Raw genomic sequence first — 22,818 nt, forward strand, 5'->3', positions numbered from 1 at the left:
TAATGAAAGGATACATCAACAAATCAAGGAGGAGCTTACACATGGATTTACGTGAATACTTAACAAATGGCATTCCGCGCCAAACACAGGATCAGCAGCCAGGCAGTGAAAGAGAAATGAATCCTGCGCCGATCTTTGAGGATGAATCATATCAAGGATCTGGCAAGCTCAAAGGGAAAGTCGCACTGATTACAGGCGGAGATAGTGGAATTGGACGTGCTGTATCTGTTGCCTATGCAAAAGAAGGTGCACACGTCGCCATTGTGTACTTAAATGAACATGAGGATGCAAAGGATACGCAAAAGCGCGTAGAACAGGAAGGCGTTAAATGTTTAACGATTGCAGGAGATGTCGGTGACGAAGCCTTTTGCGAGAAAGCGGTAGAAAAAACAGTTGAAGCCTTTGGGCAATTAGATATTTTAGTGAATAATGCGGCTGAACAGCATCCGAAAGAACGGATTCAAGATATTTCTAGTGAACAGCTTCACCAAACCTTTAGAACCAACTTCTATTCTTATTTTTATTTTACGAAGAAAGCACTGGATTACTTAAAACCGGGAAGTACAATTATTAATACAACATCCATTAACCCATATCGAGGCAACAAAGTGCTGATTGATTATACGGCGACAAAAGGGGCCATCAACGGCTTTACGCGTTCTATGGCACAGTCGCTTGTGAAAGATGGGATTCGGGTGAACGGTGTAGCGCCAGGTCCAATTTGGACGCCGCTCATTCCATCTACATTTGATGAGGATAGTGTGGAAAGCTTCGGGGCAGAAACCCCAATGGGAAGACCAGGACAGCCTGTAGAGCATGTCGGCTGCTATGTGCTGCTTGCTTCTGACGAATCGTCTTATATGACAGGACAAACACTTCACGTCAACGGCGGTTCCTTTATGAATACATGATCAATAGCGCCACCGCCCAGCATTGATTGGGCGGTGTGTTTAGTATTTCTTGCGATTCTTCTGCACAGATAAGACAGACCATACGATAATGCCCACCACAACTGCCGCAATGACAAGTGAACTCAAATGGAACATCGTTTCATGATGCATGTTCAACTTCTCCCTTCATTGAGCCTGTTTTCTATAGCATCAGCCAGAAGATCTCTTTTTATGAAAAACACATTTCTTTGTTTAATGAATGGATTGTCGTGGAAACCTAAGAGTACGGATGAAATTTGAAGGAGTGAAACGATATGTCACAAGAAGAATTAAAACAAAAGGTACTCAGCCTATTAGATGAACAAAAGGTCGGAACACTGGCGACCGTTGAACAGGATAAGCCGCATACCCGCTACATGACTTTTTTCCATGAAGGGCTGACATTATATACACCAACGAGCAAAGAAACACATAAAGCAGACGAAATTGAAAAAAACCCGAATGTCCATATTCTCATTGGTTATTCAGGTGAAGGATTCGGTGACACGTATGCAGAAATCGCAGGTACCGCAACATTAACTGATGATCCAGAACTGATCGACCGCCTTTGGTCTGAGGAGATGGAGAAATGGTTTAAAGGAAAAGATGATCCGAACCTAGTGATTCTGAAGATTGATCCAACCTCCATTCGTTACATGAATGAAGGAAGCCGTACGCCGGCAGAATTATCACTTTAACACTTGCGTAAGCTGGGGGAATGTGTTATAGTTTTATATTAAGTGTTGAAATAAGCAAATAAATAAAGAAAGTAAACTTTCTTTTTTCTATGACATAATGAGAAGCAATAGAGCTTCTACTTGATAAGAACGAGACGCTGTCAAAGCGAACAAACTTATTCTTTTCCTTCTGCACCCGCCCCCTATAAAAGCGGAAGAGTGGAAAAAAGACGTTTTGATTTACAATTCACACTGGCACGGCTTCGGAGCCGTAAGGACGAATGAGAGGTAGGGCTTTCGTTGTCTTGTTATCCAGAACTTCCATGGCGTTTACTTTCAAACGTAGGTTCACTCGGAACACATATGACACACTGATATGATCGAATCTTAATTCATACACTCCGTAACGGAGATCACACATTGATTATTTATTTGCATGAAAAGAGCAAGGAAAAGGCTGCCATCTATTTGGCAGCCTTTTTCATTGAGTTAATTTCATGATCACTCACTTCGCCCTTTCTTCTGATACCGCCAAATTTTCTGGATAAAAAAGAACATCACCGCAAACAAAATAGAAAAGATGAACATGTCCAGGAGTGTCACGCCTCTATCAGGGTGCACAATGCCAAACCAAACCCATTGCAGAACAAAAGAGATAGCAAAATAACTGATGGATTCTTTCATGATTTTCCCCATTTCACTTATTTTTTTGACCTTTTAGCCACAACATCCAAATGAAGAAGGAAGCAATGACACACGTAAGCAAAGTGATGGGCGGTAAGGTATGCCAGCTAGTCAGCCCTTTACAAAACACATATAAAAAAAGAAAATGGAAATGGATACGAGCACCCATTGCTTGAACCAACGTGGAACACGCAGCCAAGCCGCTAGAAGCATAGAAGATAGCTTATCCAATGAGAAAAACTCCTTTTTTTAATCTGATTGGATTTTATCGCAAACAACAAAGTTTGTAAAATATGGAACTGGAAGGCTGGATTGGTATTCTTCTAGCATAGAACATTTTCGCTGCACTGACGTATAAGATAAAGGAACCTCATGAAAGGAAGCGATCAAGTGAAAAGAATACCAGTGATTTTTCTACGATATATTGTCTTCTTTATTCCAGCTATCATTATCAGTTTCATGGTGTGGAACCATTACCAAGATGATTTGTCGGATGGGAAAGTAACAGAGTATGACGTCAAACGAATTTTTACATTTGATGAAGGAAAACAAGTGGTGAGTGCTGTATCAAAAGACCAGCAGCTCCATTTTGCAATGTATGATCCTCATTCAGGAAAAAGAATCAGTGAATGGACCACAGCAAGCGATCCGTTTAATGAAAAGGATTCAGCGTGTAGAAAAAGGGCTAAAACGACATTCGTTTTAGCCCTTTTTGATTAAGCTTTTGTATCATACTGGCGGAGCACCTTATCATAGGCGAAGTTGCCGAAAGGAATGAACGCCGCAAAAAAACCAGCGATGGACCATTTCAAATGCCAGCGAACTTTAAAAGTCACATATGCCAAAACAAGCATATAGATGACAAACAATGCGCCATGAAGAGAGCCTACAATGGTGACTGCCATCGGAATATCCGCAAAATATTTCAGAGGCATGGCAATTAAAAGAAGGGTTAAAAGAGACATACCCTCAATAAAACCCGCCTGTCGAAGACGGCTAATACTTGTATGCATATACAAATCCTCCTGTATAAGAGCTAGTTTCTCATCTTCTAATATAAACGAAAGATCGTCTGGACATGCTGAAATCTACGAAAAATTCAAAATATGTTCATGTAATGCTTAAAAAATGGAAAAAAGGGAAAATCACTTAATCCTTGTTTGTTTCAGAGAGTACTTGCTTTAAGTGCATCACATCATGTAACAAATGATTCGTCATCGCTTGAACGGCTTCTGTGGAGCGGCGCTCTTTCATTTCAGAATAAATGGCAGCATGCTCTTTTTGAATCGTTTCAGCACGCGCTCCGCCGCTAAAATGAAAGATACGGCAAAAATGAATGAGTGCATTCACATGATTCAATTGTTTACATAAGCGGTGATTGTGACTCGCTAGAATAATTTTTTGATGAAAGGCTTCATGTAACTGGACGATCTCTTTAGATGGCAGCTGCTGCTTGATTGCTCCGTCTGCCTGCTTGAGGACCTGCTCAATATCATCCAGCTCTCTTTGCGCGGCTTCCTTGCATGCAAGCTCAACAGCTAGCGTTTCTAGGGCGATTCGAACTTGATAAAGCTCCTCGACATCTTTTTCCGTTAACGTATAGACAGAGTAGCCTGACCGATGATCAGCGATCAAGAGTTCATCTTTTTCTAAAAGCCTCATCGCCTCTCTAACCGGTGATCGGCTTACACCAAATTGTTTGGCAAGCTGTGTCTCATTGATGCGTTCCCCTGGCTGAAACTGCCCATCAAATATCATTTGCTTCAGCTGTTCATAAAATTGCATATGGTATGGTGCTGGTCTTTCCATCTCGAATGAATTCATCCCGTCATTCCCTCATTTACACATCATCTTTTGTCTCATGTTATCCAAGTTTTTCCCTCTAGGCAAGCCTGCATCGGAAAAGTCAATATCGTACAATTCAAGAGAAAAAGGGTGTGCTACACTAATGATCAGTTCAGTGAAAGAGGGGATCGACATGAAAACACAAGAAGAACGAACGGTACATTTTGATCAGGACTTGCAAATAGAGGCGTATCGCTTTCATGGCATCATGCAAAAGTTCCCGAATCATTTTCATACATACTATGTGATTGGATTTATTGAGGACGGTCAAAGACGTTTGATCTGCCAAAATGAAGAATACATCATTGAAAAGGGAGACATCCTTCTTTTCAATCCATATGACAATCACGCATGCGAGCAGATTGATCACAGGACACTAGATTATCGTTGTTTAAATATAGAAGCAGATGTCATAGAGAAAATGTTTCAGCACAAGCCGCATTTTAAAGCCCCTGTGTTTTCACAAAGTGAACTGACAAAGCCATTATATGATCTTCATCAAATGATCACAGAAGAAGCTCCAGCTTTGAATAAACAGGAAACGTTTTATTTCTTTATGAAGCAGCTGATTGAAGCCTATGCTGATACATCAGAGGAAAAAGCGTCAGCAGCGCATGCCGCCGAACAGAAAGTCCAAGCTGTACAGCAATATATTGAAACATACCGCACGGAAAATATTTCGTTAGACGACTTAGGAGAGCTTGTGTCTATGAACAAATACTCCCTTCTTCGTGCTTTTACAAAGTACAGAGGGATCACGCCGTATCGTTATTTACAGACAGTGAGAGTGAACTATGCGAAGGAGCTTCTCGCCCAAGGAGTGAAGCCTGTAGATGCGGCAGTCTCCGCTGGTTTTTCTGATCAAAGTCACTTGAGTCATTTCTTTTCAGAATTTATTGGGCTCACCCCAGGGCAATATCAGCAAATTTTTGCAAAGCAGGTAACAGCAGATGAAAAATAAACAGCTGCTTGGTCATCTAGCGGCCATGTTCACTATTTTTCTATGGGGCTCGACCTTTATCTCAACCAAAATATTGTTAACGGCTTTTTCTCCAACAGAAATATTATTTTTTCGCTTTTTTATTGGATATCTGGCTCTGATGATGATCTACCCGGTCACCATGAAGGTGCAGCGTAAAAAGCATGAAGCGATGTTTGCGCTCGCAGGATTATGCGGTGTGGTCTTATACTATTTTTTAGAAAATGTCGCACTCACCTATACGTTCGCTTCGAATGCAGGTGTCATCAGCTCAGTTGTACCATTCTTCTCATTTTTATTGGCTTATTTTTTATTGAAAGATGAGCCTTTGCACCGCCGGTTTTTCATAGGCTTTTTCATCGCGATGACAGGAATTGTACTGATTAGCTTTAATGGAATGACGACGTTCCAATTGAATCCAATCGGTGATGCGCTAGCATTAACGGCGACCATTGTCTGGGCCTTCTATTCTATTTTATCGAAAATGATCAATCAATATGGATACCATCTCATTCAAGTGACGAGGCGTGTCTTTTTTTACGGCTTGCTTTGGATGCTTCCCCTGATCTGGCATTTTAAGATTCGTTTAGACTGGGAGCGATTGACGAATCCGTCGTTTGCCTTTCACTTGCTGTTTTTAGGCCTGTTCGCATCTGCCATTTGTTTTCTGACATGGAGCTTTTCGGTGAAAACGCTCGGTGTGGTGAAATCGAGTGTGTATATTTATGGCGTTCCTATTATTACGATGGTCATTTCAATGATCGTTCTTCATGAGAGATTGACCCTCATGTCTGTACTTGGAACGGCACTGACCTTAGGAGGACTGCTGCTTTCAGATAAAAAAGATGCGGGGAGGAAGAAACAGAAACCCTCGATGCTTTTCCAGGATAAACAGGCGCTTTGATCAAAAAAGCGCCTTTTGTCCATTGAAAGAACGTGGACGGTCTAGTAAACTCAAGCTTAAGTGGTCGACGGTCGACCGATAATGAAGGGGGAAAAATGAATGAAGCATGTTTCAATTGCGGCGATACCAGGTGACGGGGTTGGGAAGGAAGTTGTACCTGAAGCCATACGAGTATTGAAAGCGGTGTCAGAATTACATGGTGGTCTGTCTTTTACCTTTCAGGATTTTCCGTGGAGCTGTGAATATTATTTAGAGCATGGCGAGATGATGCCAAAGGATGGATTACATCAACTGAAAGCCTTTAACAGCATTTTCTTAGGGGCTGTCGGAGATGCCAATTTAGTGCCGGATCACGTATCGCTTTGGGGATTGCTCATTAAGATTAGACGTGAATTTGAGCAAGTGATTAACGTTAGACCTGCAAAACAGCTGAATGGTATACGTTCACCGCTTGCTCAGCCAAAGGATTTCGACCTTCTAGTTGTCAGAGAAAACGGTGAAGGTGAATATAGTGAAATTGGAGGCCGTATTTATCAAGGGGAAGATCAGCTTGCTGTTCAAAATGCGGTGTTCTCAAGAAAAGGGACAGAGCGTGCGATGCGTTTTGCCTTTCAATTAGCAGAAAAAAGGCGAAAGCATGTGACGAGTGCAACAAAATCAAATGGCATCGTTCATACCATGCCTTTTTGGGATGAAGTGTTTCAAGACGTAGCAAAGGATTATCCAGAGGTGGCAGCAGACTCTCAGCACATTGATGCGCTCTCAGCCTTCTTTGTAACAAGACCAGAAAAATTCGATGTGATTGTGGCCAGTAATTTGTTTGGTGATATTTTGACAGATCTTGGGGCAGCCATTATGGGAAGTATTGGCGTAGCGCCTGCCGCCAACATCAATGTAAATGGCAAATACCCATCCATGTTTGAGCCTGTACACGGATCAGCTCCAGACATTGCGGGAAAAGGAATCGCCAACCCAATCGGTCAAATTTGGACCGCTAAACTGATGCTTGATCATTTCGGAGAAGAAGAGCTGGGTACGCACCTTCTCAGCACCATCGAATCAGTCACAGCAGACGGCTTTTTAACAGCGGACATCGGCGGACCCTATCAAACACAAGAAGTCACAAACGAAATCATCAAACGATTGAAGAAATAATCCGTCATTAGAACCGCATCTCCACGTCTGCTATAATAAAAGGATGGATAGAAGAAAGAGATGTGAAATCTAGTGTCAAAAACAGTTGTATTAGCAGAGAAACCTTCAGTAGGACGTGACCTTGCGCGTGTGCTGAAGTGTCATAAAAAAGGAAATGGTTTTTTAGAAGGAGATCAATACATTGTGACATGGGCGCTTGGCCATTTGGTCACACTGGCTGATCCAGAAGGCTACGGAAAAGAATTTCAATCCTGGCGTTTAGAGGATTTACCAATCATTCCAGAGCCGCTTAAGCTTGTGGTGATGAAAAAGACAGGCAAACAATTCCAAGCAGTGAAAGCGCAGCTTGCGAGAAAAGATGTCAAAGACATTGTCATTGCAACAGATGCTGGACGTGAAGGGGAGCTTGTCGCAAGATGGATTCTTGAAAAAGCACATGTGAAAAAGCCCTTGAAACGACTATGGATCTCATCTGTCACGGACAAAGCCATTCAAGAAGGCTTCAAACGATTAAAAGACGGCAGAGAATACGATAACCTGTATCGCTCAGCAGTTGCACGTGCAGAAGCAGACTGGATTGTCGGCATCAACGCAACAAGAGCGCTGACAACCAAGTTCAATGCACAGCTTTCCTGCGGACGGGTGCAAACACCAACGATTGCCATGATCGCCAAACGAGAAGAAGACATTCAGCAATTTCAGCCGAAGCCGTTCTATGGATTGACTGCACAAGTAGATGGACTGACTTTGACCTGGCAGGATGCCAAAACAAAGCAAAACCGTACCTTCCAAGAGAATGTGATCAAAGAGCGCGTGGCAGCATGCGAAGAAAAACCAGCAGTGGTTGATGCGTTGAAAAAAACAGCGAAAAAAGCTTTTGCGCCGGGACTGTACGATCTGACTGAATTGCAGCGTGATGCGCATAAACGCTATGGCTTCTCAGCAAAAGAAACATTATCTACACTTCAGCGATTGTATGAGCAGCATAAGCTCGTGACATATCCACGTACAGATTCAAGATTTATTTCAGCGGATATCGTTCCCACATTAAAAGACCGATTAAAAGGAATGAACGTCAGACCATACGCGCAGCATGTGAACCGGATTTTACAATCAGGTGTAAAAGCGCACAAAGGCTTCGTCAATGATGCAAAAGTGTCAGATCACCATGCGATCATTCCAACCGAGGAAGAGCTGTATCCAGGTGCATTAAGTGATAAAGAGCGTAAATTATATGACCTTATTGCCAAACGATTCCTTGCGGTACTCATGAATCCTTTTGAGTACGAAGAAACAACGGTTATCGCCAAAATAGGCAGTGAAACGTTCACAGCAAAAGGGAAAATCGTGCAATCAGCTGGCTGGAAAGCCGTGTACGATGATTCCTATGAAGAAGAGGAATCAGCCGAGGTGGATCAACAATTGCCGCTGCTTTCAGAAGGACAGTCACTAGACGTACGACAGCTGAAAGAAACAAGAGGAGAAACGAAACCTCCTGCACGTTTTAATGAAGCGACCCTATTATCTGCCATGGAAAACCCAGCGGCATTTATGCAGAAAGAGGAAAAAGACTTAGTGAAAACCCTTGGTGAAACAGGTGGTCTAGGGACAGTAGCAACAAGAGCAGATATTATTGAAAAGCTGTTCAATAGCTTCCTAATCGAGAAAAAGGGCAAAGACATCTTCATCACATCGAAAGGAAAGCAGCTGCTCTCTTTAGTGCCTGAAGACTTAAAGTCTCCTGCGTTAACAGCGGAATGGGAACAAAAGCTTTCTAAAATCGCAAAAGGGCAATTGAAAGCTTCTCAATTCATGAGTGAAATGAAATTATATGCGAAACAAGCCGTATCTGAAATCAAACAGACGAACCAGACCTTTAAGCATGACAATGTCACTGGCACCCATTGTCCAGACTGCGGAAAACTGATGCTGAAAGTGAATGGAAAACATGGAACGATGCTTGTTTGCCAGGACCGGGAATGCGGCCATCGTAAAAATGTGGCGAAGAAAACAAACGCACGCTGCCCGAACTGTCATAAAAAGCTCGAGCTGCGCGGAGAAGGCGATGGCAAAATCTTTGCTTGTGTGTGCGGCCATAGAGAAAAACTGTCTGTCTTCGAAAAACGCAAATCTCAATCCAATCAAAAGAAAGCCAGTAAGCACGATGTGTCTAAATATTTGAAGAAACAAAAGAAAGTGGAAGAACCAATTAATAATGCACTAGCTGAACAATTAAAGAAACTAAAATTAGATCAATAGTTGTGTAAAAACCCGTGCGGAAACGCATGGGTTTTTCAGTGTTCTCAAGCATATCGACATATTGTTTTTCTGAAAATGGGAATAAATATGCGAAAAGACTCGTAATTTGGTATAAAATATTTATTTAAATTTAAACAAAAACGCTCTATAATAAATCGTTAGATGCTTAGAGAACGGGGAGTTGAAAGGGGACACGAATGCATACACGCATATATCGTACAGCAATTGTTTTACTCATTGTCATTCTACTAGGCGGATGTACCTGGAAGCAGCAGAAAGAATCAGCTGATCCAGTATCGCCACAGCCTGTATTGCCTGGAGAATATTTTATCACTCACCACTTAATGACAGATCAAGGCTTGATTCGTACCTCTTTTGCAGAGCAGCACATCTACTTATCTGAATCACTCGGACTTTGGATGGATTATCTTGTTCGAAAAAAAGATCAAAATTTATTTGACCAACAGTTGGGTGTTCTACAAGATCAATTTTTACTAGACCATCATCTTCTCAGCTGGCAAATTGAATCTGAGCAAAAAAGTAAGGCCAATGCTTTAGTTGATGATTTACGTGTAGTGGCGGCACTTCAAAAGGCAAATCGTTTGTGGAAGAAGTCAGCGTATCAAACGACAGCAAAAGAAATCGCTCAAGCGTTAAAAGAAAAAAACATGTTCAAAGGCATATTGTCCGATTATTATGATGCATCAACAAATCGAACTTCACACACAATCACACTCTCTTATATAGACCCAAAAGCAATCAAAGAATTGGAATCCCTCAAAATATTCACGAAACAAATGACCAGTAACCAATTAGCCATTCTAAAACAAGCACCGAGAAAAAAAGGATTCTTTCCTAAATCCTATGACATAAAGAAAAAAACCTATTCGTTTGATCGAGAAATCAATATGATCGATCAACTCTATACGGCTCTATATGCCCATCATGCAAAGGTTAATACGTCTGCGATCATGAAATGGCTTAAAACGACTTTTAAACAAGAAGGAAAACTGTACGGGAGATATAAGCTGAGCACATTGCAGCCATCTGTGACGTATGAATCGCCTTCGGTATATGCACTTGTCCTATTGTATGCCCTTAAACAAAACGAGCTTGAATTTGCAAAGGCTGTTTATCACCGCATGAAAGAATTACAAACCCAAGATCCTCTCAAGCCTTATTACGGAGGATATATGAACGAAAAAGACACACACTCATTTGATAACTTATTGCCTCTGATTGCAGAAAGGGAGCTTCTAAATGAATCGGTTGTTCAGTAACACGTATCGCTTGTACTATTCTCTGCTCCTCACGTTTGCAGGCCTTATTTTGTTTATGGGCTATCTCAACGTACAAGATGCGGAGAGCTTTATGATCATCGCACTGACATTTGTCGTGTTAGGCTGCGGTATTTTATTTGGTATCCTACCAGCATTAATTTTCACCTTGCTTATTTTGTTCTTTATAGGAAGCGCCATGTTCTTTACAGAGCTTGGTCATGAAAATCCCCTTTTTTCAAATCAAACATTGCAAGATGTAGTGATTTGGGGCGTAGCACTTCTTTTTTTCGCTATTTCAGCGGGAAGCTTGCATGAACGGATCAAGATGCTGCGTCACACCATTGAACAACAAAAGCAGGCCATCAAACAATTTGTGGCGATTGACTCGACAACAGGATTTGACAATGCTGAGCGGATGAAGCTCGAATTGTCCGAGGAAATGAAACGGGCAGAACGGTACAAACAGCCATTTGTCTTTATTCTTCTTCATATGAATTACGCAGCGGAATTCAAATCGTTATATGGAGAAAAAGAAATGCAGCACCTATTTCAGCAATTAAGTCTCAAGATCCGCGAAAGCGTAAGAGAAACCGATAAGAAATTTCGATTATCCGAAGAGCGAATGGGCTTGCTGCTAACTCACACACCAGAAGAAAACGTGTCAGTTGTCCTTGATAAGCTAAAGAATAAACTGCAACCGCATGTCCTGTTAAACGGTCGTGAAGTGACCTTGACATTTCTTGTCTGTCATTTAACAAGCAGCTCGGATTATCGAACGCCAGAGCAATTTTTAGAAGAACTAGAAAACGAGATGATGATGAATGAACTTTAATTCTTTGATGAAATGTTGTTTGATGATCGCGCTTTTTTCGATTCTTTCGTTGAAACACATGGCTTCAGCCGATGCTCTTGTCACGCAGCCAAATACCCTGATCGTTTATTCCACACAATCGGATGAAGTGACTGCAGCCGTTCATATGCTGGATCTACTCGCCGGTCATTTTTCCAAACAGACGACGATTGTATCCGATGAACATTTGGCTGAAAAGAGGATCAATGAATTTCAGCAAGTCATTTATCTCGGTGAAATAAAGAGAACCTTGCCAAAACAAACCATTCGTGCGTTGAACGAATCACAGCAATTCATCGCCATTGGATACAATGCGGAACAGCTTCGCCCATTCTCCAAGCTTACTTTTCACAAACAAGATCATACCAGTCAAATGAAACATACACATGATCAGACATACCGTCAGCTAGAAAGAAGTATCAATGCGTTAACGGTTCAAGGGGCAGACTTGCAAAATGAATTTCTAGTGAAGAAACGTCAATCTGATCTGCCATTTGTGATTCAAACAAAAGAAGGTGCGGCATATATCGGAATCTTAGATGTCGTGCAGCACAACAAGCTTCTTGCAGAAGTGCTAGAAAAATACATGCCAACTTCTGTGCAAATGACGACAAAATACTTAATGCTCGGGAACATCAGTCCAGCAAGTGACGAGAAGAAGCTGCTTGAACTTGGACAATACGTATCCGCACGGCATATTCCTTTTCAGATCGCAGTGACTCCTGTTTGGATGGATCGAGAAACAGGTGATGAAGTCACACTGAGTGACCGCCCGAAGCTCGTGAATGTGTTAAAACAATTGCAAGGCAATGGAGCGAGTATCATTCTTCATGGCTTTAGCCGTACGTATCGAACGGAGGAATCTGGTCAGAGCTTTGAGTTCTGGGATGCAAAGTATGATCAGTCCATCACGTCAAATGATCCCAAAAAAACTGAGAAGAAACGGAGTAAAAGTCAGTTCCCAAATGAAAAAGACTTTAATGGTTATACCAGATCGAATCAGCAGCAAGAAACCGCCTATACAGAAGAAAAACTGACAAAGGGCATCGAGCTTCTTGCCCAGCAAGGTCTATATCCACTTGCATTCGAGGTGCCGCATGATACCATATCTCAACAAGGTTATGAAGTGATTTCAAGGCATGTGTCCAGTCTATTTGGACAGGTGCAGCTGTCAGACCGCACTTGGAAAACAGTCGGTGCACCGCCGCTGGTGACGTCTCCTGCCATGTTACATGGAATGACCCTATATCCTCAGCGACCAGTAGAGACAGCGTCTGACCAAGAATATTCAAATGTTTTAACTGAACAGACGATTCAATCCATGCAGCATCTTCAATCAGCCGCAATCGGACTGTCCTATGATGTAGAATCAGGAATAGCCGGATTACAGGAGCTGATAACACAGATGGAGGCAATCCCTTCTAGTGAATGGCTGGATTTAAAGAAAACAAAACAGACGATCCAAACTGCACATGTAAAAATCCAAACATCAGGGAATGGACATATTCAAGTAGAGCAATCCGACATAGCCGAAACAAAAACAGTCAAACGAAGCGGCATAGAAAATATGCTGCGAATTCTTACAGTCGTGGTGATGCTATTTATTGCGGCATTTGCTTTATACACATTGTATTTAAGACTGACAATGAAAAAACGAATTTTTAAGGAGAGAAAATTAGGTGGCTGATGTCTTATTTTATCTTTCATTACTACTGATTTGGACTATGCTCCTATACCACATGTTTCTCATGCAGGGCGGCTTTCAGCATTACCTCACCTATGAAAAAGTGCTGCCTAAATGGACAAAACAAGGGAAAGAGCTGCCAACCATCAGTATCCTGATTCCTGCTCATAATGAAGAAGTTGTCATTCGGCAGACGTTAAAAGCGATGGTCCAGCTATCTTATCCTAAACACCTCCTTGAAATCATTGTGATTAATGACAATTCCTCTGATCGCACAGGAGATATTGTGCAATCATTCAGTGAGCAATATGATCATGTCCATATGGTTGAAACAAAGCCGCCATTTGCAGGGAAGGGAAAATCCACTGCACTGAATGAAGGCTTGAAGGCTTCGACAGGAGAAGTGATTTGCGTATACGATGCAGATAACATGCCGGAACAAAAGGCTGTCTATCATTTGGTTCTTGGGTTATTGAATGACCCAAAAGCAGGCGCTGTTGTCGGGAAATTCAGAGTGATCAATGCAGCCAAAAATTTGCTGACCAAATTTATTAATATTGAGACCATCTGCTTCCAATGGATGGCGCAGGGCGGGAGATGGAAGTGGTTTGGGATTGCGACAATACCAGGCACCAACTTCGCCATCCGCCGGCACATTTTAGAAGAGCTCGGCGGCTGGGATGTCCAAGCTTTGGCCGAGGACACCGAATTAACGATCCGTGTGTATAACCTTGGATATGTGATTCGATTTTTCCCAGCTGCGATCACATGGGAACAAGAGCCTGAGACATGGAAGGTCTGGTGGCGGCAAAGAACGCGCTGGGCTAGAGGGAATCAATATGTTGTACTCAAATTTTTAAGGCAGTTTATGAAGCTGAAACGAAAACGAATGATTTTCGATTTGTTTTATTTCTTCTTTACGTATTTCTTATTTTTCTTCGGTGTTCTGCTCTCAAATGGCATCTTTATTGTGAACCTATTTGTTGACCTTCACTTATCTGTAGGGGCTGTCGCACTGATCCTGTGGGGATTAGCCTTCTTCCTCTTTCTAACAGAAGTGATGATTACATTAAGTATTGAGAAAACAGAGCTCACCAAACAAAACATTCTCATTGTGGTCCTCATGTACTTCACCTATTCTCAAGTATGGATTGCGCTTGTCGTGTACTCCTTATATGTAGAGGTGAAGAGCCGATTATTGAAACAAGAAGTGAAATGGTACAAAACGGAGCGTTACGATCAACAACAAAAGAAAAGCGGGTGACAAATTGAAATCGGTCAAATGGATGATTTTTATATTAGCGCTATCCCTTGCTATTCAGCCTTTTTTCATGGCAAGTCAAGCAATGGCGCAATCCAATCGAGTACAAGTGAAAGACGATTGGGTTCGCTCATCAAAAGGAAGTCAAACAGAAACGCAACATCTATCAGAAGATGTGGTGACCTTGTATGGACAAGAAGACCGCACTGAATTTTCCTATCAAATGGAGAAAGAAAAAGTAGAGTCTAGCACTCTTACATTAAATATAGAGGCTTCACCATTACTCATTTCGCCATCGTCTTTCACAGTGATGATCGATGGAGAGATTGAAAAGACAATCCCTGTATCAGGGAAAAACCAAAAAAAATCGATTCAAATCAAATTGAACAAAGCGCAATTGAAAAAAGGATCTCATCAAATTCAGCTCGCATTTTATGGTGTGTTAAAAGAAGGTGTGTGTATCAACCAAGAGACACCTGCCAATTGGCTGAAAGTATATCCTGAAAGTGAGCTGGCGTTTAAAGGAGCTCAAACGAAAGACGTGACGTTAGACAGCTTCCCTTCACCTTTTATTCCATCAGGTGAGCAGAAAGAACAAACAGATATTGTGATTCCAAATACACCGGAAGCGGCTGAATTAGAAGCGGCTATGAAAATCTATCGTACGTTGAAAAACAAAGACCGTCTAGCAGACCTCAAACTCGTTCAAGAAAAGGACCTCAAGCAAATTGCGCATCCAACCATTGCTGTGGGAGCAAAAGGAAGCTGGAAAGGACGTATGAAATCGATCGAGCAAGCTGCGGGGATTAAAACAGAAAGCAATCAACTTACGTTAGCGGTGAGAACCCTGACAGCAAAGAAAAAAGAACAGCCCATTTTATTTGTCTCTGCTGAACAGCCAAGGACAATTGCTGAAAAAATCAGTGTCCTGACTCAACCTGAACTGACGGGTCAGCTCACTGGTACCGACCTGCTGCTGCAAAAGGTGACAGCTAATGCTTCTAAGCCATCGCATCATATTCGTTTAATAGATTTTGGCGGAGATGATGTCACAGTTGGAACCAAAAAGACGGCATCTGATCACTACTATTATCCGAAAGCATTAATCGCTCAACAAAAATCAGGTGCAAAACTAAATCTATCATTTAAAAAATCGGATCCAGCGAACAAAGCGGAACGTCTAACAGTGATGATCAATAACGAACCGCACGACATACCGTTAACAAAACTAGGAAACAAAGATGAGAATGGATTCTATCATGTGTCCATTCCAGTAGACTCGCAAGTACTTCAAAAGAACGAGTATGTGGACTTGCAATTTGTCACAACGGGTTTTAAAAGCATGGAATCGTGCAGACATACGGATGAAGAAGGCTGGATTTACATTGACAAGAACAGCTCTCTTCAAATACCAGAAGGAACAAATAGTGATACACCGGATTTAGCCGCATGGCCGCTTCCTTACACTTCAAAAACACAGCAAGGAAACACATTGATCATCATGCCAGATCAAATCAAGCAAGCAACGATCAATCAAGTGGCGATGCTGACAGAATCATTTAGTCAGCCGGAAGCTGCTCAATATCATTTGATCAAAGCATCGAATGTGACAAATGAACAATTGAAAAAGAACTCTCTCATTTTCATCGGGGGCATCCAGACATTCTCTCTTTTAAAAGAAAAAGCAGACGATCTCATCGTTCCAGCGAAAAAGGGTCAATATGATGTATCCTCATTTGGCATGATCAACGAAACCACAGCTCGTATTGTATGGACGCAGCCATCTGTATGGAATAAAGAACAAACCATGACCGTTTTTGCAGGAATGACGGCAGCTGACGCTGATGTTTCAAATGATATGATACGTTTCCTTCAAACAAATACGGAGACCGCAACAGTTGCAATAGAAAGCAAAAACAAAGAGATGTTCTCTAATCACCAAACAGTCAGCAGCACAACAAATGATCTGAAAAAAGGTAAAAAGCAAGGCGGTGGTGAGTCTTGGATTTACTTTGCGTGTATCGCTGTACTGATCATTTTTGTGGTGATGATGATTGTTTATTTCGTACGAAAAAATCGCAAAAAAACTGAGTGATAAACGGTCAAAAGACCTTGAAAAAATCTCTTTACTTTGGTGTCAAACGGGAGTATGATCTCTTTTATAAAAGACCAATCGCTGAATCATTTCGATGAGCGGGGGAACCAATTGTGGTGGAAAGCACCACGTGGGGTGAATCCTTTTTAGGTAGGGCAAAGTCTCATGCGCCCGAATCCGTCAGCTAACCTCGTAAGCGTTAAAGAGAGCAAAGACCAACCTGTGATCTAAACAATAGGCACAGGGGCATTCTATTGCCTCTGTGTCTTTTTGGCGATCCATCTTTTGTAATTTAAATCGTTTGACACTAAAGGAGCGGGCATCACATGTACAGTTTGATGAAGCGTATTTTAATTGGTAAACCATTAAAATCACAGGCAGCAGGAGAACAAAAACTATCAAAAATCAAAGCGTTGGCATTATTGTCATCAGACGCATTGTCATCAGTTGCATACGGTACAGAACAAATTTTAATTGTTCTTTCCGTGGTTAGTGCAGCAGCATTTTGGTACTCACTCCCGATTGCAGGTTGCGTATTAATTCTTTTAATGGCGTTAATTCTATCTTACCGCCAGATCATTTATGCTTATCCAGAAGGCGGAGGGGCATATGTTGTCTCTAGCAGAAACCTAGGTGAAAAACAAGGATTGATCGCTGGTGGATCATTGCTTGTAGACTATATTTTGACTGTAGCAGTGAGCATATCAGCGGGTACTGATGCCATCACATCGGCTTTTCCAGCACTATATCCATATCATGTCTTGATCTCAATTGTATTGGTCATCGTGATTATGGTGCTCAACCTTCGTGGATTGACAGAATCGGCATCTATTTTGGCTTATCCTGTCTACTTGTTTGTATTTTCACTCCTTATATTAATTGGAGTCGGCGGATTTAAATTGTTAACAGGCGGCGTACCGCCAGCACCTGAGCATGCAGCGGTAGGCACACACGTACAAGGCATTACATTATTTCTGTTATTAAAAGCTTTTTCATCTGGCTGTTCTGCTCTGACTGGAGTAGAAGCCATTTCAAATACCATTCCATCCTTTAAAAAACCAGCTGCTCAAAATGCAGCAAGAACATTATTGATGATGGGTGGATTACTAGCCGTTTTATTTGTGGGAGTCACATTGCTTGCGTTTGGTTTCGGCATCTCGCCAAAGCCAGAAGAAACGGTTGTATCACAAATTGCATCAGACACTTTTGGACGTACGTTTTTCTATTACGTGATTCAGGCTGTCACAGCGCTAATCTTAATATTAGCGGCAAATACCGGCTTTTCAGCCTTTCCTTTATTGGCTGTCAATTTAGCAAAGGATAAATATATGCCGCGTATGTTTACTGTAAGAGGAGATCGGCTTGGTTACTCCAATGGCATTATCTTTTTAGGCGTAGCCTCTATGCTGCTCATTTGGTTGTTTGATGGGAAAACAGAACACCTCATCCCGCTATATGCTGTCGGTGTGTTCATTCCATTTACCCTGTCGCAGACCGGCATGTGTGTGAAGTGGATTCGAGAAAAACCGCAGGGCTGGAAAACGAAAATGCCAATCAATATAGTCGGAGCACTGATTTCTTTTACAGTTTTCATGATACTCATTTTGACCAAGTTCCATCTCGTATGGCCAGTATTTGTTTTCATGCCTATTGTTCTATTTATCTTTCATTCCATTAAAAAGCATTACCTGTCTGTTGGAGAACAACTGCGTTTATTGAATGAAACAGAGCCTGTTGAGATTAAAGGGAATGTGGTCATCGTACCGATAGCAGGTGTAACACGTGTCGTCGAACAATCTGTCCAATATGCAAGGTCTTTGTCAGATCAAGTCATAGCGGTTCATGTATCCTTTGATAAAGAAAAGGATAAGAAAATTGAAGAGGATTGGGAAAAACTAAACAGCGGTGTACGGCTTGTGATGCTGCATTCTTCCTATCGAAGCCTCATTCACCCGCTTGATAAATTTCTTGAAACCATTGAGGCAAAAGCAAATGCGCATCAATATAAAGTGATGGTGCTCGTGCCTCAATTTATCCCGAAAAAAAGATGGCACACCATTTTGCATAATCAATCTGCCTTTTTATTAAGATTCCGCCTATTATGGAAGCGTGATATTGTGGTGGCGACCCTTCCATATCATTTTAAAAAGTAGCAAAAGCAAGTTGAAACGTTTGATCAAAAGGATGCGGTGGTATGGAGTAAGAAAAAAGGAGTTTTCTCACATGCCGCAAAGAACCGCAGGAAAAGAAGTAACAGCGCTACTGGAAGAGTGGGGCGTGAAACATATTTATGGAATGCCCGGCGACAGCATAAACGAATTGATTGAAGAACTTAGACATGAATCAAGCCAAATACAATTTATACAAACGAGACATGAAGAAGTGGCAGCACTTTCAGCGGCGGCTGATGCCAAACTAACAGGTAAACTCGGTGTCTGCTTATCAATCGCTGGACCGGGTGCTGTCCACTTATTAAATGGACTATATGATGCAAAAGCAGATGGTGCACCAGTTTTAGCAATTGCAGGACAGGTTGCTTCGGCCGAAGTAGGCAGAGACGCATTCCAAGAAATCAAATTAGAGCGGATGTTTGATGATGTCGCTGTCTTTAATCAGCAGGTACAGACGGCAGAAGCGCTGCCTGACTTATTGAATCAAGCCATCAAAGCAGCTTATACCCATAAAGGTGTGGCAGTTCTCACCGTATCGGATGACTTATTTTCTCAAAAAATTAAGCGTAAACCCGTTTATACATCTCCTCTTTATGTTGAGGGAGAAGTACGGCCAAAGAAAGATCAACTGCTAAAGGCAGCTCAGCTGATTAACAATGCGAAGAAGCCAGTCATCTTAGCAGGTAAAGGATTAAGACATGCAAAAGAAGAGCTTCTTTCATTTGCAGAAAAGGCAGCTGCTCCTATCGTCATCACACTCCCTGCAAAAGGGGTTGTGCCAGACAGGCATCCATACTTTTTAGGTAACCTAGGTCAAATTGGAACGAAGCCGGCATATGAAGCGATGGAAGAATGTGATCTCTTAATTATGCTTGGAACCTCCTTTCCATATAGAGACTACTTACCAGAGGACACGCCAGCCATTCAACTGGATATTAAACCAGATCAAATCGGTAAAAGATATCCGGTAGATGTGGGAATCGTGAGCGACAGCAAGAGTGGTTTGCATGAACTGACTTCCTACATTGAATATAAAGAGCAGCGTGGTTTTCTTGAAGCTTGTACAGAGCATATGATGAAGTGGCGAGAAGAAATGGATAAGGAAAAATCCGTTGCTACTTCACCGATTAAACCACAGCAAGTCATTGCTAGATTAGAAGAAGCAGTCGAAGACGACGCTATTCTTTCAGTTGATGTTGGTAATGTGACGGTCTGGATGGCACGTCATTTCGAAATGAAACAGCAGGATTTCATTATCTCCAGCTGGCTTGCCACAATGGGCTGTGGTTTACCTGGTGCGATTTCGGCTAAGTTAAATGAACCGAACCGACAAGCCATTGCTGTCTGTGGTGATGGAGGCTTCACAATGGTCATGCAAGACTTTGTGACAGCTGTAAAATATAAGCTGCCGATCGTTGTCGTGATCTTAAACAACAACAACCTGGGAATGATTGAATATGAACAACAGGTAAAAGGAAACATCAATTATGGTATAGAGCTAGAGGATATTGATTTTGCTAAGTTTGCAGAAGCATGTGGCGGCAAAGGAATCTCCGTGTCATCACATGAAGAACTAGCTCCAGCCTTTGATACAGCCCTTCAATCGGATAAACCAGTCATTATTGATGTCACTGTCGCCAATGAACCCCCGTTACCTGGAAAAATCACGTACACCCAAGCAGCAGGCTTCAGTAAATATTTATTGAAAAAATTCTTTGAAAAAGGTGAGCTGGATATCCCTCCACTCAAGAAAAGCCTCAAACGCTTTTTCTAAACACAAGGTAGTCGGTCTTCTGAAAAGAAGGCTGACTTTTTTTGTGATGATTAGGGAAATCATTTCAATTGTCACTTGCCTTCATCTCTATTAAAATATTTGGAAATTAATTTTGTAACTTAAAGCCTATTTTTCCAATTCGATGAGAAAGGTAAAATAGACTTTATGATCAATAATGGAGGGAGTGACTTCTTCTGGGCAAGATACTTGATGCAAAAGCACTAACAAGTGCCATGGACGCAAGGGTAAAACACTACCAGGAACTCCGCGAACAAATGGTAGATTTAAAAAAAGCATTACAAGGTGTTTCTAATCTTGGTGACGACTTCACTGGGAAAGGTGCCGATAACATTAAAAGCTTCTACAAAGAGCTCGCTGGAAATGTAGATATGTTTATCAGCTTCATTGATAAGCAAAAAGCCTTTCATGAAGGTGTTTCTGGGACACTCGATGATACAAACTTTGGCGGCGATACCTTCGTAGAAGAACACTTTTTAGACAACGCTGTACATATGGGCATCAAAAATGCCAAAAGCATTGTGAAGGATCAAAAAAAGGCGCTTAAAACGATTTTTCAAGACATCGACGACCTCATCTCTCTAGAAGTATTTGATAGTCAAAGCTTTGATGAAAAGATTGCAGATGCGGAAGACGAGCGAAAAAAGACAGTAAAAGACCTAAGAGAGTTTGATCAAAATTTAAAAGATGAATATGCTTTGTCAGAGACGGAGCAGCAAGCTACAATGGCATTGTACGCAGAAATGATGAATGCGACAAATGACGGAAAATCCATTTCGCCGATGAATTTTGACAAGAAAGCGTATCAAAATAGCGAAATCTACAAGGCAAAAAGCGATATTGAGAAGCAAACTGCTGAATATCTCAAAATTAAAAAAGAACAAGAAGAAGCTAGAGAAATCGCAAAGGAACAAGAAGCACTCGCCAACCGCCCTTGGTATGAAAAAGCACTTGATTATGGTGGAAATATCGTGAATGAACTGACTGGAGTAAACGATGCAAAACGCGCCGCAACGGGCGTTGACCCGATCACAGGCGAAGAACTTACCGCAGGACAGCGCGTCGCCGCAGGCGGCATGGCAGCAGCAGGATATATCCCTATCGTCGGTTGGGCAGGACGCATTTTCAAAGGTGGGAAAGCCGTCTATAAAACGACTCAAGCCACATCAGCCGCAGTCAGGGCAGTCGACGTCTACAAGACGTCACAAAAGTCCTTTGACGCCTTAAAAACCTCTCAAAAAGGCTTATATGGTCTCACCGCAACAAACGGCTTCAGTGAAGCGATTACTGGGCGAGACATGTTTGGAAATAAGGTCTCGAAAGAACAGCAGGAAGCGAGTATGAACGCGGCGCTTGGAATGCTTTTGCCGTTTGGGGCGAAAGGGTTTCATGGGAAGATGGGGATTAAGAGAACAAGTGGTTTAAATAAAATACCTGAAAATAGCATTAATCATTCTAATAAAGGAGATTTCACAACAAACCCTAAAACAGGTGATATTTCAAAAATGAAGGGTGGAGGACACGGACAAAGCAACATAAAATTCTTACAAGAAAATAATATAGAATATAATATAAATAAAGTATATGAGAACGGTGTTAGGGTAGGGAATGTACCTGGTCATAAGGTGAAAGCAAAACGGACAGGCTCCAACCAATCTTGGTTCCCAGAAAACTGGACAGAATCTGATATTGCGGCAGCTGGTGCCAAAATTGTTAAATCACCTGATTTTTCAAAAGTGGAAAACGGAGTGACTATTTTTGGTGAGTATAAAGGTGTAAGGGTTGGAGTTATTAAAACCAATGGGGAAGTAGGAACTATTTTTCCTGATGCTACAAAACAACCTTAATATGGAGGAACAATATGGATATTGAGAATGCATTAAAGATAGTATTAGATAAAAGAAAAAAATTAGATTTAAATGATGATTATGGTATACAGAAAAGTTGGGATGAAATAATAGAAATTCTTGGGGAAAACGAAGAGAGAACGCTAGAATATTTAGATCGTTGCAGTAAAGAAGATTTATATTGGATAAGTGAAGTGTTTGAAGACATATCAGAAATTTTACAAAGTAAGGAATTAATTAAATGTTTGCGTAAATTGGATGAAAAATATCCTGAATTAGAGATGACACAAGATATTGATCTAGCAGAAAGCTATATTGAAGATTAATTTTTAAATAACTAGAGAGCTTAGATAAAACGATGAATTAAGGTTCATCGTTTTATTAATGATAATAATTTCAGGCATGT

18 protein-coding genes and 1 riboswitch are annotated in these 22,818 nt (G+C 41.5%); of the genes, 16 read left to right on the top strand and 2 right to left on the bottom strand.

Features of this window, described 5'->3' with window-relative positions; genetic code table 11:
* Positions 1-41 precede the first annotated feature (41 nt).
* From MHH26_RS00285 to MHH26_RS00295, 3 genes are all read left to right on the top strand, one after another.
* Positions 42-911 carry an SDR family oxidoreductase gene (locus MHH26_RS00285; RefSeq protein ID WP_034664026.1) on the top strand — a complete coding sequence of 290 codons (870 nt, stop codon included), beginning with the start codon at positions 42-44 and terminating at the stop codon, positions 909-911.
* Positions 912-1,204: 293 nt separating this feature from the next.
* The gene (locus tag MHH26_RS00290; protein WP_012008953.1) at positions 1,205-1,627 is read left to right on the top strand and encodes a pyridoxamine 5'-phosphate oxidase family protein; all 423 of its coding nucleotides are present in this window, start codon (positions 1,205-1,207) and stop codon (positions 1,625-1,627) included.
* Positions 1,628-2,680: 1,053 nt separating this feature from the next.
* Entirely contained in the window at positions 2,681-3,010 is a 330-nt protein-coding gene (locus MHH26_RS00295) for a hypothetical protein (RefSeq protein WP_340971706.1), read from the top strand.
* Here MHH26_RS00295 and MHH26_RS00300 read toward each other — a convergent pair.
* On the bottom strand, positions 3,007-3,303 hold the full coding sequence (locus MHH26_RS00300; protein WP_034664017.1) for a DUF3817 domain-containing protein: 297 nt from the start codon (positions 3,301-3,303) through the stop codon (positions 3,007-3,009). The two genes, MHH26_RS00295 and MHH26_RS00300, sit on opposite strands and share 4 nt — an antisense overlap.
* Positions 3,304-3,439: 136 nt before the next feature.
* A complete protein-coding gene (locus tag MHH26_RS00305; RefSeq protein ID WP_340971709.1) occupies positions 3,440-4,114 on the bottom strand; it encodes a GntR family transcriptional regulator in 675 nt (224 codons plus the stop codon).
* A 154-nt stretch (positions 4,115-4,268) separates the two neighbouring features.
* Here MHH26_RS00305 and MHH26_RS00310 point away from each other — a divergent pair, with 154 nt between their 5' ends.
* From MHH26_RS00310 to MHH26_RS00370, 13 genes are all read left to right on the top strand, one after another.
* The gene (locus tag MHH26_RS00310; RefSeq protein WP_307499068.1) at positions 4,269-5,096 is read left to right on the top strand and encodes an AraC family transcriptional regulator; all 828 of its coding nucleotides are present in this window, start codon (positions 4,269-4,271) and stop codon (positions 5,094-5,096) included.
* The gene (locus MHH26_RS00315) at positions 5,086-6,018 is read left to right on the top strand and encodes a DMT family transporter (protein ID WP_334750813.1); all 933 of its coding nucleotides are present in this window, start codon (positions 5,086-5,088) and stop codon (positions 6,016-6,018) included. Before MHH26_RS00310 ends, MHH26_RS00315 begins: the two co-directional genes overlap by 11 nt.
* 99 nt (positions 6,019-6,117) lie before the next feature.
* Positions 6,118-7,173, top strand: a complete 1,056-nt coding sequence (locus tag MHH26_RS00320) for a tartrate dehydrogenase (RefSeq protein ID WP_307499070.1) — start codon at positions 6,118-6,120, stop codon at positions 7,171-7,173.
* Between the two features lie 72 nt (positions 7,174-7,245).
* Positions 7,246-9,432 carry a DNA topoisomerase III gene (locus MHH26_RS00325; RefSeq protein WP_340971713.1) on the top strand — a complete coding sequence of 729 codons (2,187 nt, stop codon included), beginning with the start codon at positions 7,246-7,248 and terminating at the stop codon, positions 9,430-9,432.
* Between the two features lie 197 nt (positions 9,433-9,629).
* The gene (locus tag MHH26_RS00330; RefSeq protein WP_307499072.1) at positions 9,630-10,712 is read left to right on the top strand and encodes a glycosyl hydrolase family 8; all 1,083 of its coding nucleotides are present in this window, start codon (positions 9,630-9,632) and stop codon (positions 10,710-10,712) included.
* Positions 10,693-11,544, top strand: coding sequence for a GGDEF domain-containing protein (locus tag MHH26_RS00335; RefSeq protein WP_340971717.1), 852 nt, complete (start codon positions 10,693-10,695; stop codon positions 11,542-11,544). The genes MHH26_RS00330 and MHH26_RS00335 overlap by 20 nt, the downstream gene beginning before the upstream one ends.
* Entirely contained in the window at positions 11,534-13,249 is a 1,716-nt protein-coding gene (locus tag MHH26_RS00340; protein ID WP_340971719.1) for a DUF2334 domain-containing protein, read from the top strand. Before MHH26_RS00335 ends, MHH26_RS00340 begins: the two co-directional genes overlap by 11 nt.
* Positions 13,250-13,286: 37 nt before the next feature.
* Positions 13,287-14,510 carry a glycosyltransferase family 2 protein gene (locus MHH26_RS00345; protein WP_427847078.1) on the top strand — a complete coding sequence of 408 codons (1,224 nt, stop codon included), beginning with the start codon at positions 13,287-13,289 and terminating at the stop codon, positions 14,508-14,510.
* Positions 14,511-14,514: 4 nt separating this feature from the next.
* A complete protein-coding gene (locus MHH26_RS00350; protein WP_340971722.1) occupies positions 14,515-16,602 on the top strand; it encodes a cellulose biosynthesis cyclic di-GMP-binding regulatory protein BcsB in 2,088 nt (695 codons plus the stop codon).
* Between the two features lie 69 nt (positions 16,603-16,671).
* Positions 16,672-16,816, top strand: a riboswitch (cyclic di-AMP (ydaO/yuaA leader).
* A gap of 112 nt (positions 16,817-16,928) precedes the next feature.
* A complete protein-coding gene (locus tag MHH26_RS00355) occupies positions 16,929-18,755 on the top strand; it encodes an APC family permease (protein ID WP_340971725.1) in 1,827 nt (608 codons plus the stop codon).
* 70 nt (positions 18,756-18,825) lie between these two features.
* Positions 18,826-20,547 (top strand): pyruvate oxidase, encoded by a 1,722-nt coding sequence (locus MHH26_RS00360; protein WP_340971728.1) that lies wholly within the window; start codon positions 18,826-18,828, stop codon positions 20,545-20,547.
* Positions 20,548-20,741: 194 nt separating this feature from the next.
* Complete coding sequence (locus MHH26_RS00365) at positions 20,742-22,412, top strand: T7SS effector LXG polymorphic toxin (RefSeq protein WP_340973773.1); 1,671 nt, start codon at positions 20,742-20,744, stop codon at positions 22,410-22,412.
* A 14-nt stretch (positions 22,413-22,426) separates the two neighbouring features.
* Positions 22,427-22,738, top strand: coding sequence for a hypothetical protein (locus MHH26_RS00370; RefSeq protein ID WP_106043484.1), 312 nt, complete (start codon positions 22,427-22,429; stop codon positions 22,736-22,738).
* The last annotated feature ends 80 nt before the right edge of the window (positions 22,739-22,818 follow it).

This window comes from Bacillus sp. FSL K6-2839, from assembly GCF_038003365.1.
Lineage (GTDB): Bacteria > Bacillota > Bacilli > Bacillales > Bacillaceae > Bacillus.

Excerpts from the sequence above, each read along its gene's own strand:
- MHH26_RS00285 (WP_034664026.1), top strand. The coding sequence starts at position 42 with ATGGATTTACGTGAATACTTAACAAATGGCATTCCGCGCCAAACACAG.
- MHH26_RS00290 (WP_012008953.1), top strand. The coding sequence starts at position 1,205 with ATGTCACAAGAAGAATTAAAACAAAAGGTACTCAGCCTATTAGATGAA.
- MHH26_RS00300 (WP_034664017.1), bottom strand. The coding sequence starts at position 3,303 with ATGCATACAAGTATTAGCCGTCTTCGACAGGCGGGTTTTATTGAGGGT.
- MHH26_RS00305 (WP_340971709.1), bottom strand. The coding sequence starts at position 4,114 with ATGAATTCATTCGAGATGGAAAGACCAGCACCATACCATATGCAATTT.
- MHH26_RS00310 (WP_307499068.1), top strand. The coding sequence starts at position 4,269 with ATGAAAACACAAGAAGAACGAACGGTACATTTTGATCAGGACTTGCAA.
- MHH26_RS00315 (WP_334750813.1), top strand. The coding sequence starts at position 5,086 with ATGAAAAATAAACAGCTGCTTGGTCATCTAGCGGCCATGTTCACTATT.
- MHH26_RS00320 (WP_307499070.1), top strand. The coding sequence starts at position 6,118 with ATGAAGCATGTTTCAATTGCGGCGATACCAGGTGACGGGGTTGGGAAG.
- MHH26_RS00330 (WP_307499072.1), top strand. The coding sequence starts at position 9,630 with ATGCATACACGCATATATCGTACAGCAATTGTTTTACTCATTGTCATT.
- MHH26_RS00335 (WP_340971717.1), top strand. The coding sequence starts at position 10,693 with ATGAATCGGTTGTTCAGTAACACGTATCGCTTGTACTATTCTCTGCTC.
- MHH26_RS00340 (WP_340971719.1), top strand. The coding sequence starts at position 11,534 with ATGAACTTTAATTCTTTGATGAAATGTTGTTTGATGATCGCGCTTTTT.
- MHH26_RS00345 (WP_427847078.1), top strand. The coding sequence starts at position 13,287 with ATGCTCCTATACCACATGTTTCTCATGCAGGGCGGCTTTCAGCATTAC.
- MHH26_RS00355 (WP_340971725.1), top strand. The coding sequence starts at position 16,929 with ATGTACAGTTTGATGAAGCGTATTTTAATTGGTAAACCATTAAAATCA.
- MHH26_RS00360 (WP_340971728.1), top strand. The coding sequence starts at position 18,826 with ATGCCGCAAAGAACCGCAGGAAAAGAAGTAACAGCGCTACTGGAAGAG.
- MHH26_RS00370 (WP_106043484.1), top strand. The coding sequence starts at position 22,427 with ATGGATATTGAGAATGCATTAAAGATAGTATTAGATAAAAGAAAAAAA.